General features: G+C 45.2%; 4 protein-coding genes. All 4 read left to right on the top strand.

Annotated elements, in window-relative coordinates:
* The first annotated feature begins 24 nt into the window (after positions 1–24).
* The 4 genes from ACZ0NX_RS04100 (at position 25) to ACZ0NX_RS04085 (ending at position 11,010) form a co-directional block, all read left to right on the top strand.
* Positions 25–825 (top strand): hypothetical protein, encoded by an 801-nt coding sequence (locus tag ACZ0NX_RS04100; RefSeq protein ID WP_464405673.1) that lies wholly within the window; start codon positions 25–27, stop codon positions 823–825.
* Between the two features lie 218 nt (positions 826–1,043).
* The gene (locus ACZ0NX_RS04095) at positions 1,044–5,969 is read left to right on the top strand and encodes a PD-(D/E)XK nuclease family protein (RefSeq protein ID WP_464405757.1); all 4,926 of its coding nucleotides are present in this window, start codon (positions 1,044–1,046) and stop codon (positions 5,967–5,969) included.
* Complete coding sequence (locus tag ACZ0NX_RS04090; protein ID WP_464405671.1) at positions 5,959–10,251, top strand: ATP-dependent DNA helicase; 4,293 nt, start codon at positions 5,959–5,961, stop codon at positions 10,249–10,251. Before ACZ0NX_RS04095 ends, ACZ0NX_RS04090 begins: the two co-directional genes overlap by 11 nt.
* A 78-nt stretch (positions 10,252–10,329) precedes the next feature.
* Positions 10,330–11,010 carry a GNAT family N-acetyltransferase gene (locus ACZ0NX_RS04085; RefSeq protein ID WP_464405669.1) on the top strand — a complete coding sequence of 227 codons (681 nt, stop codon included), beginning with the start codon at positions 10,330–10,332 and terminating at the stop codon, positions 11,008–11,010.
* Positions 11,011–11,052: the final 42 nt, after the last annotated feature.

Below are 11,052 nucleotides of genomic sequence, written 5' to 3'. Positions count from 1 at the left end.
AACTTATTTGAAAGCGAGATAAGAATGAGCGAAACACTAGTCCTAACGCGCAAAGATTACGTTACAAGAACCATAATTCGAGTTATTGCAATAGTTTCGTCCATTTACGGAATGGCAATGTCTTGGGATTCAATGGCGCTAACGTATTTTACGAATCTTTCTAACTTGATGATTTGTGCGGCGCTGCTTGGCTCGCTGATTTTAGACACGCGAAGTGCGCTTAAGTCTAAAAGCGATGAGCAGGGTGAGCAGGCTGAGAATGCTGAGCAGGGTGTGCATGCTGAGCGCACTGGCGGCTGGGTAGATTCAAAGCCAAACGCATGGTACGTTTTTAAATTTATGATGACGATTTCAATCGCCGTCACTTTTACGCTGTACCTGTGCTTTTTGGCTCCTACAAACAAGCTCGGATTTGTTGGCGCGTACATGAACAATGGGTGCTCAAGCTTATGCGTGCATTTTATAACGCCGTTGCTTGCGATTTTTGACTTTGTTCTTTTTGATTACAAGTACAAGTCCAGCCGCGCTCACGTTTATTTTGCTACGATTCCGCCGCTTAGCTACGTTGCGTATGCTGTTGCTTTAAGCGAGTTTTTGGGATTGCGTTGGGGGGATCATGCTATGGCAGCGCCGTACAATTTTTTGAACTACAAGGCTCCTGCTGGGTGGTTTGGTTTTGCGCCAAATACGTTTAATTCCACAACGCTTGGAGTGGGTGTTGTTTATTTGCTTGTGATTTTTACGCTGATTTTTATTGGCATTGGAATAGCATTTCTTGCGATTAAAAACGCTCGCGCTAAGCGACTTTCTAATCAACAATCATGAGCGCCCGAGAATGTTGCTCGAATCAGCGTGTTGAGCTACAAAATCGGGAAGATTTTACCGAGAATGTTGCTAAAATCGGCGTGTTGAGCTACAAAGTCGGGAAGATTTTCCCGAAAATGTTGTTCGAATCAGCGTGTTGAGCAACAAACGTGGGGAAGAAGAAGCAATCGCACTACGAGATTACATACAAACGCAAGCTAGTTGATAGAATTGTGTTTATGTGTACGGAAGAATCTGCGCTGGCTGCCGTTCAGTCGTTGCTAAATGGCACTCTTAAAAACGCGCATGGACGCAACACTAATGTTTTGCTTGTTTTTGGAGCGCCAAACGCTGGCAAGTCAAGCTTTGCGCTTAACGCGTTGCTTTTGGGTTTGCGTTTTGATTGGAGCGCGGCAGCTGGTTCGCCTTGCTCGCTCAATAATCGCGCTGCGCAGCTTTTGCTAAAAAACGCCATTCGCAGTGATATTGCCGTTGCCGCCGCCCAAAATCGCACCACCGCCGCGCGTATGTCGGATTACGTGATTCAGAACTTGGGTGTTTCTCATCAGTCGCGCCCAGTCGCCACACTTTCTGCGCTTGCGTTTAGTTTGATTTCCGCGCGGAACAAGCTTTTTGGCATGCCTTTGCCTAAGTTGCTTAATGGCGCTGAGCAAGACGCGCTTCTTCGCGAAGTTGTGCGTGTACACGTTAGTCACGTTTTGCAAGGCGATAGTGGCAATTGCAAGGTTTGCGCTCTTTTTAGCGAGTATTTTGCTAGCGACTATTCTAAAGATTCTCTATCTAAAGATTCTCTATCTAAAGATTCTTCACTGGATTCTGCATCCAAAGATTCTTGGATTTACACAATTTCTAAATTACAAGACGCACAAAATAGCGAGGAATCGCCTAATTCTAACGATTTTTTGGTAAATAGCGCTTTTATCCACCAGCTTCGAGATATGCTTGCGCGCTTAGATGAGATGGGCATTGTAAGCGATTTTGCGGAAAAAAATATGCTGAACAGCTTGGACTCGTGTCTTAATGTTCAGTCGGATTTTGTATCTTCCAGCATTGTGGCCCGCCTTAGAACTCAATGGAATTTGGCTTTTGCTCTTCGCCGCGAGTACGCCGATTGTGTACACAAAAAGTATCCAAACGCTTTTAGGCTTGATTCTTCTAGGCTTTTGGCAAGTGGCGTTCAAATTTTAAACAATATTTTTAATAATTTACATTGCAATAGTGCTAATGAATCTTCGGTGGCTTGCGATTCTTCCCTTGAGTTTTATGCTCTTAAACTCTTCCTTCCGCACATGCTGGTTGTTGACGATTTTCACGACGTAACGCTTGCTGGCTTGGCTTTTCTTGAGTCGCTAGCGCGCTTGGGTGTGCGGATTGTTTTAACGGCAAATCCCGACGAATCCGTTCAATCCTTCCGCGGATCGTACCCAGATTACGTTGTTGAATCAGCGCAAAATGGCGTTATGCAAGCTGCTGTTTCTAAGATTTGCAATTATAAAGTCGAAGGATTTGGCGAAGATTTTGCAAAACAGGCGTCGCAAGATGTAAAGTGCCAAGAATCGCGCAATCTCCCTGATTTTCTAAACCATTCCAATCGCTCAATTGCGCTAAATCTTTTTTCTGCACGCGTTTCGCTTTCGATTGCTTCGCTTATGCCAACGCAAACTCCAATGGCCCGCAGGGCTTGGAAAATGGCCAATATTCAAGGGGCTTTTCCTATAGAAAAAATCGAATTAAATTCGCAAAAAACAGAAAATTCTTCGGTTTCTGGCGATTTGTACAGAACTCCTAGCCAAGAGATGGATTGCGTTATTTGGCAAATAAAACGCGCTCATCTAGACAACAAAATTCCTTGGAAAAATATGGCCGTAATTGCGCACGATAACGCAACAGTTCGCGCATTTGGCGAGCGGCTTAGAAAAGACGGCGTGCCAGTTAAATATTCATCCGTTACGCGCGCGCTTAGAGACGAGCCGTTTGTAAAAGCGCTATTTGCGATTATTGAGTTGGCGCAATTTAGCCAAAAAAGCGTTGACGACTTAGCAAAAAGCGTGATTTTGGGGGATTATACGCTTTACTCGATTGCGCATTTTGTTCGCTCTAGAATAAAAACCGTAATGGAAAGCCCGCTTGTGGATTCTGGCGATTACAATTGCGCGGATTTGGCGGCTATTGATTCTCTTATGCGCTCAATCTGCTCTCTTAGTGAAGTGATTTTAGGCGAAAACGCAAATGGTGCAAATTCTCCATTACGCGGTCTTATAGAGCAGTGGCAAGCGCTTAGTAATCGACTTTTAAGTGCCAGCGGCGAAAAGGCTGTGAATGCTGGAGCTGATTTTACGGTTGATAATCGCGTTTTTAATGCGCAACCAAACGCAAACAGTACGCAATTTAGCGTTGAGTCGTGCTACATTTTGATTCTTAAGGCGCTTATTGACGGCTGCTCTGCGGATTCTGGCGATTCTGCGGATTCTGGCGATTTAGAAAGCGAAGAGACTGAAGCCGCAAAATCTGCAGAAATTTTTTCTGTTTTGCAAAAAATGACGCCAAACAGTGTTCATATGCGTGCGTTGATGCGCGTGTTTAATATTGTGCTAAGACTTTCTAAAGACCTAAAACGTAACCTTGCAAAAGTTAAAAATAGTGGAGAAAATCAGGCTAGCTACGTTTTAGGCAAGGCTTGGAACCTTTGCAATTGCGCTAAAAAGTGGCAAATTCAAGCGCTTAGCAACAATGACGAGGGCCGCGCTGCAAACGATAGGCTAGATGCTGCAATGAGGCTTTTTGAGTATGCGAACTCGTTTTTGTCTACAAGCGCGCAAGGCCAGCAGACGCCTAATGGAGTCTCGGCCGCTCCGACGATTGCCGAGTTTATTGATCAGGTTCGTCAAATGGAAATCGAAGCGGATTCGCTTGCAAGCGTGGCTCCTCTTCCAGATGCCGTTACTCTTACAACACCTTCTGGCTCGGTTGGAAGAACGTGGGATTACGTGTGGATTCCTGCGGTTCAGCAGCGAGTTTGGCCAAATACGGCCGCTAGAAGCACTATGTTTGGTGCGGAAACACTGGTTGACATTGTGTTAAATAGCAGGATTCTAAGTGGCGAAACTGGCGATGCTGGCGATGCTGGCGATAGCAGAGGTAAATCTGAAAGCTGCGATATTAGCGATATGGCGTACGTTTTAGATTCGTCTGATAAAAATCCTAATGGTATTTGTGTAAGCGATAAGCAGGCGATTTTTGCTGGCGAACAGCGAAGCCTGTTAATGGCCATTACGCGCGCTAGAAAGCATCTTTGCATTAGCGCTGTGAATAGCGAAGATTGCGTTCCTTCGGACTTTTTGTACTATTATTTGCCAGAGATTTATTGGAGAAATCAAGACGGAAGCTGTGATTACACCGATTTTTGTGGCGATTCTGCTGGCGAGGCTGCTGGCGATTTTGCAGCGGTTGATGCAGACGCAAGAGGTCTTGTTTGCGCGTCTAGAATCACACTTGCTCAGGCTGTGTGTGGATTGCAAAACAGCGGTAATTTGGCGGAAAATCCTGCGGTTAAAGATGCATTAGCAGCGTTGAATCTTTTAAAAAACAATGGAGTTGATGCGGCAAATCCAGATAATTGGGATTTTATGCGGAAAAATTACGATTCTGTGGCTGATTCTGCTGATTCTGCATCGCCAGAAGAATCGCAAGCAACCGCGCAATCCTCCAGAAAAACCTCCACTAATCAAAACCTTGTAACGCTATCTCCATCAATGGTAGATAGTCTTTGGTCCTGCCCAGTATGCTGCCTTTTGGAACGCAAATTTGCTGGCCCTACCGTAGGTAGCACAGCTGCGAAATTCGGAACACTTATTCACGAAACCGCCAGATGGGCAAGTCAAGACGAGCATTTAGACAACGAGTATTTGCGCAAAAAATACCCACAGCTTCAGGCGTTTGTTAGCGGGTTTGTTAGCGGGTTTGTTAGCGCACACACAGCGGAATTTGCGGAATTTAAGGACTTTGATTTTTCGTTTGACTCCTTTAGTGCTTTGCAAAAAAATGCGATTGAAGACGTTGCAAACAAAATGATTGAGCATTATTATTCGATTTGCCCAAGCGACTCTAGTATTTCTAGCGTAAAAGACCGCTATCGTTTTATAAAAAACGATTTAAATGTTCGTCGCGCGCTTTACACGATTGCTCAATATTTTGTAGGATCGCTGACTGGTCAAAATTACCCGATTTTGGCGCAAAAAGACGAAGATGGTGTTGTAACAAAGATTCTGCCTGCACCAGAAAAGTCAAAAACGGCAAAGCCGACTATTGCAGACGTTCCTTTGGGAAGCCTCGAGGAAGCTTATTGCGAGTGCCCAATAAACGCCACTTTTGGCTTTGGCGATATTCTAAACGCCTACAATCGCGCGACTAAATCGCAAATAAGCGTGGAAGATCTTTATTCAATAATGGGATTTTTGGTAGGCGGATGGCCTAATGGCGGCTCATGCGATTTGCGCGTTAGAATCCAGGGGCGAATCGACCGCATGGAAGTTAGAAAGTTAAACGACAACACGCAACAAATTCGCCTAATCGACTATAAAACAGGAAAAGTTCCTAAAACACAGCAAGTTTTTAATGATTTGCAGCTTATTTGCTATCAGCTTGGAATTGTTTTTTGCTCCGAAAACGCTGAAGAAGTTAAGCAGCTTCTAAAGTTTAAGCACACAAAGATTGAGCGTAGCGCGTTGTTCCACGTTGTTTACAAGGATTCTCCTGCACAAGATAATGGCGTTGCAGAAAACATTTGCCAGCCTTCGCTCTTCGACGCTAATGGGGCGCTAAGCGCTAGTGAGATTACAAGCCGCTACAAGTATGCCAGCAATAATCGCCTTTACGATCTTCCAAATATTGATGCTCAAAATCCTGCGCAAGGCGTAAGTCAATCTGCGTGGGCGGATTTTGTAAGCTTGCCAATGCGCGCAAAATGGTCACTTATGATGATTTCACGCGTGTTTTTTGCTGCAGCTGCTGTTAAATCAACCAGTTTTGCTGTTGAGCCAAAGGCGGATCATAAGAGCTATTGCAGGTGTTTAAACATTTGCCCTGGTTGCGCTGGAAAGGTTGATACGGTTTACGAGATGATTGAGGGTAAAAATGAGCAATGAGAACACAGCGGCCGTAAAATCTGCGTCTAGCAGCGCTCCAAGTTTAGAGCAAAAAAACGTTATAGAAGCTCCGATTAATCAAGACGTGCTTATAGTTGCGGGAGCTGGTAGCGGCAAAACATACACCATGACTCGTCGCGTAATACACTTAATTAAAAGCAAAGTTCCGCCAGAATCCATACTGGGATTAACTTTTACAAACAAGGCGGCGGCAGAATTGCTAAGTCGCGTTTCGGCGGAGGTTAGCGCAAGCGGCGCAAAGTCATTCTTAAAGCCAGAAGTTATGACGTACGACGCGTTCTTTCAATCAATCGTAAGAAGATATGGGCTTTTGGTTGGCTTTAATCAAAGCACAATGCCATTAAGCGATGCTGGCGCGATGGAAATCATAAAAAGTATAATCGGAAAATATTTGGATAATCCTCAAAATCACGCTAAAAATTTAAGCAAGTTGTATGATTTTGACACTTTGTGTGCAGATGTTATTAATCTTTGCGCCGAAATATCGTGTTCGATGATTGGCGTAGATAGCGAAGGCGCAACGTGCTCAAGCGTGCCTCAAGCTGTTAAAAAGATTCGCGAGTGGAATAACGAGTTTGCAAAACACTTAGAAAATGTTATTGGAGATAAAAAAGTAGAATCGCCACTAAGCGCAAAGGCTCCAGCGATTCCAAAATACAAAAAAGTCAAAAAAACGGCTGGAATGAGTGAGCAAGACGTGGAGAAAGTGTCTGCGGAAAAGTTTAAGACTGCGTGCAAAAATTACGAAAAATATTGGGATGATTCGTGCTTGCAATTTTGCATAAATCTATACAACGCGTGCCTAAAACGAGACATTCTGCTAGACCTTGTTTTGCAATTTGACGCCGAAAAAAAGCGTGTAAACATGGCGCAATTTAGCGATTTTACGATTGCAGCTTATTATTTGGTTACGCATTTTCCTTCGATTTGCGCGCAATACAGGAATCAATATTCGCAAGTTCTTTTAGACGAGTATCAAGATACTTCCACAACGCAAGCAATGCTTATAAATACGCTGTTTTATGGCGATGCTTCGATAGCGGCAAAGCGCACGCGCGTTATGGCTGTAGGCGACCCGTTCCAAGCAATCTACTCGTTTAGAGGCGCTTCGACTGGAGCTTTTTGCAAGTTTGAACAAGACTTTAGCATAAGCGCGCAAAACAAGTATTCGCTAACTGTTACGCGCAGAAATTCGCTGTTTATACTAAAAGTTGCAAACGCGCTAACCGAGCCGATGCGTGCGGAAAATGGCGATAATTCAACGCAAATCGCAAGTCAACGATTTAGCAGCATTGACGACCACGAAGTGCAAGTGGAAACTTTAAAGCCAAAAGATGATGCGCCAAATGGAACTGTTTGCGCGCTGTTTATGCCAAGTCAGGGCGAAGAGATTGACGCAGTTGTGCGATTTGCTAAAAAAATCGTTGAAAAATATGGCGAAAATCCGCTCGAACCGCAGCTTGCAATTTTGTTTAGAAGTAAAGCAAACATGCCAAAATATGCGGAAAAACTAGAGGCTGCAGGGATTCGCACAAGCATAGTGGGCTACTCTTCGCTTATTGAAAAGCCTGCCGTTAAAGATGTTTTGAGTTTGCTAAGAGTGGTTCAAGACCACAGCGATTCCAATTCGCTTATGCGCCTTCTTGCCACTGCGCGTTTTGCGCTATCTACTGCGGATTTGAGCGCGTTGGCAGCAATCGCAAATAGTGCGAATACGGAATATCTTTACAACGTTTATGCGGCGGCTGGTCTAGTTGAGGCGGGATTGCCTAGAAGCCAGTGGGATTTGGCCGTTCGAAATCTTAGAAACAAGGCAAATAGTGGGGAAATATCTGGGCAGGTTATAAATATTTATGGCGGATTTTATTTAGCGGATTTGATTATGCGCGATTTTGGCGCGAGTGGCGATTCCGGTAAGTCTGCGGTTGCTGGCGATTCTTCGGTTGCTGGCGATTCTGGCGATTATTGGGTTCGTCAGATGCGCGAAAAGTTGAGCGCTCCCGCATTTGCCGCCGTAAGTCGTCTTAGCAAAATCCTAAATAAAGTTGATCGTGTGCAAAGAAATTCGCTAACAAGCGTTATGCAATCGGCTGTGGAGGCTCTTAACGTAGACATTGACACTGCTGTTGGTGCGGCCTTAAAATACAAGGATTTTAGCAATCAAACAATGCTTAACGATATGCACAGCGTACTTGATTCGCTAAACACGATTGTAGAAACGTATGTGCAAGAAATGGGCGACTGGCAAGACGTTAGCTTGCGTGGACTAATCAGCTGGATTGATTCGGCAAAAAATCTGGATTCGCAGGCGGGCTCTGGCTCTGTAGCATCTGGATTGGGGGCGGATGCCGATAGCGCGCAAGTTGTTTTAATGACGGTTCATCAATCAAAGGGTTTGCAGTGGCCAGCCGTTGCTGTAGTTGGGCTAAACGAGGGTGCTTTTCCAAGCAATCAAGGCGATTCTTTAAAGATTGATGATAATGGGCAGGCCAGCGCTCGCATACCGATTGAGTTTGCAGCAAGCGTGCCTACGGCTTTGCGCGTGGATGCCAACATTTTGCCGCATTTTCCGCATACAGTAACGCGCGGCGAGGCAATGCACCCAGCAAAAGCAATGCAAGATTTGGATAGTGTGCAAAAGATCTTTGACGAGGTTAAGCCCAATAGAATCAAGGCTTTGCGCGATTTTGCGCAGGCTGTTCAAGAGGCGGATGCTGGCGATTCTGCGGATGCTGGCGATTTTTTGAGCGAAGAAACGCGCCGTGTGTATAATGCGTATAAATCCCAGCAAAGCGTTGATTCTATGCCGTTTTCGCAAAGCGAGGAGCGCGGAATCCAGCTTCACATGGACGAGCGTCACCTTATGTACGTGGCTCTTACGCGCGCAAAGTTTGCAGCGCTTTTAACTGGCTCGGCAACTTCGGGAGATTCGGGCGAAAATGGGCGAAAGCGCGCGGCTTCGGTGTTTCTTAAGGAGTCGATGGAGGCTGTAAAGTCGCTTAACGGTGCGATTGAAGTTAAAAGATGCAAGGCGGAAAATGCTGGTGATTCTGCGGATTCTGCGGATTCTGGTGATTCTGATGAAGACGCTTTTGGCTTTATTGCAGGCGATTTTGCAGGGGATTTTGCGGGGGAGTTTGGAAAAGTCGCCGCTCCAGGCGATTCGTGCGCTAAAGAACCCGTGCTTGAATGGCCTTGTGCCTCGAGCGAAAATGTGCAGAACGCTCTTAGAGAATCTGCCAAACTTGTTGAAAGCGAAGTGCTTAATGGCGATTTTGCAGGTGATTCTGGCGATTTAAATGGCGATTTTAGTGGCGAATCTTCATTAATATCACATCAAAAATCCCTTTACTACCGCGCAAAAGCATTTGTTCAAGATGCCGATTTAACCGCGCAAACCGCTGGCGATTATTCCCTAGAAGATTTGGCCAAAAAGGTGGAAAAGATTTCCAACGGATCTAGGCTTAACGTAACGTCGTTGCAAAAAATAAGTAGAGTTGAGCCTGCTGCAAATTCCGCAAACGCAAACGCTAGCGCGCGCGCAAACAATCGAGTTTACAACAATCTGTTGGCGTGCATTCGCCCAATCCCTTCAACGCAATCGATTGATGCATCCTTAGGAACCATGTTCCACGCTTGGGCGCAACAATTTGTAGACTCTGCAGTGCCTTCTAGTGCATCCGAGTGTGCTAATTGGCAGTCAATTGTAAAAAACGGAACTTTGTTAGATGAGCAATTTGTTCCTCAAGATCGCAAAGATTTGCTTTACGAGTTTAATCAAAGTCGCAAGAATGCGGACTTTGCTAAGGGTTTGGTTAAATCTCAAGACGCTCAACTAGACAAGTGGAAGCAGCGGCTTGTAGAATCGCGTTGGGCAAAACGAGTGCCGCTTGCTGCAGAAATGCCGATTTTAATGCAAATCGATAATATCGATAATATCGATAATACGCAGTTTGAAAATAGAATAATCAACGGAACTTTGGATGCTGTTTTTGCAGGAGGATTAGACGCTAACGACGAATCGAAACTCTACACAATCGTTGATTGGAAGACGGGAAAGCGGCCAAAAAGCGCGGAAGATATTCAGCTAAAACTGGAACAGCTTGACTGGTATAGGCTGCTGCTTGCGCGCGCTACAAACGTTGATTTAAGCTGCATTGACGCCACTCTTTACTACGTTAGTGAGGCGCGTGCGGAAAATCGCGAGATACACGCGTTGTGTAAAACGCGCGACGAGATTTTGAGTGAAGCGTCTTTTTAAAATCAGCGTTTTTGATAATCTAAAAGTAGAACATAGCCGATTTAAGTTGGTAATTGGTAAAAGTAAAAGAAGGACAAAATGACGGTTGAGTTTCGGCCAGTTAAAATTAACGACATTGACGCAATCGTAGAAGAATACGAGCGCACATGGGGGATTGCGCACGCTGTTGGAGCAGACGCTTCGCGCAATCTTTCTAGGCGATTTGTGCTTCACTATTTGGAGCCTTCCACGTTTGGAACTGTTGCAACAATAAACGGCAAATTTATGGGGCTGCTGCTTGCGCGCGTGCATGGAGATAAAGTGCTGTTTAAGCAAGTGCAGAAGATGCTAGAAGAGCAAGAGGCAAAGATGGCCAGCAAAGGCGATTCTTTGCATGCAAAAGCGTTGGATTCTGCGATTGGCATGGGGCAGATTGAGCGCAAGTTAGAGGCGATGAGCCATATTAACGACTTGACTCAGGCAGAGTTGGAGCTTTTTATTGTTTCTCCAGATGCTCGCGGGCACGGAGTTGGCGGCGGATTGTGGAAGCGCACAATGCAACATTTGCGCAGCCGCGGAGTGAACCGCTACTTTTTGCACACAGATACAGCTTGCGATGTTAGTTTCTACGATTATCACGGGCTTAGGCGAGATGCTACGTGGGCTAAAAAAGATCACGAAAAGTATGCGGATCGCGTAAAAGACCTTGTTGAGGATTTGTACATATACTCGGGAGAGCCGTTTGTAAACCGCACAAGACGCACGCATCAGTCGCGTTGATTGTTTTCTTGGTTTACTGTTTTAGGAGGGCTGGCTAATTCT

The organism is Gardnerella rara (assembly GCF_055452355.1).
This window is presented reverse-complemented; position numbering and strand designations above follow the sequence as displayed.

Coding starts and splice junctions, on each gene's coding strand:
- ACZ0NX_RS04100 (WP_464405673.1), top strand. CDS start 25: ATGAGCGAAACACTAGTCCTAACGCGCAAAGATTACGTTACAAGAACC.
- ACZ0NX_RS04095 (WP_464405757.1), top strand. CDS start 1,044: ATGTGTACGGAAGAATCTGCGCTGGCTGCCGTTCAGTCGTTGCTAAAT.
- ACZ0NX_RS04090 (WP_464405671.1), top strand. CDS start 5,959: ATGAGCAATGAGAACACAGCGGCCGTAAAATCTGCGTCTAGCAGCGCT.
- ACZ0NX_RS04085 (WP_464405669.1), top strand. CDS start 10,330: ATGACGGTTGAGTTTCGGCCAGTTAAAATTAACGACATTGACGCAATC.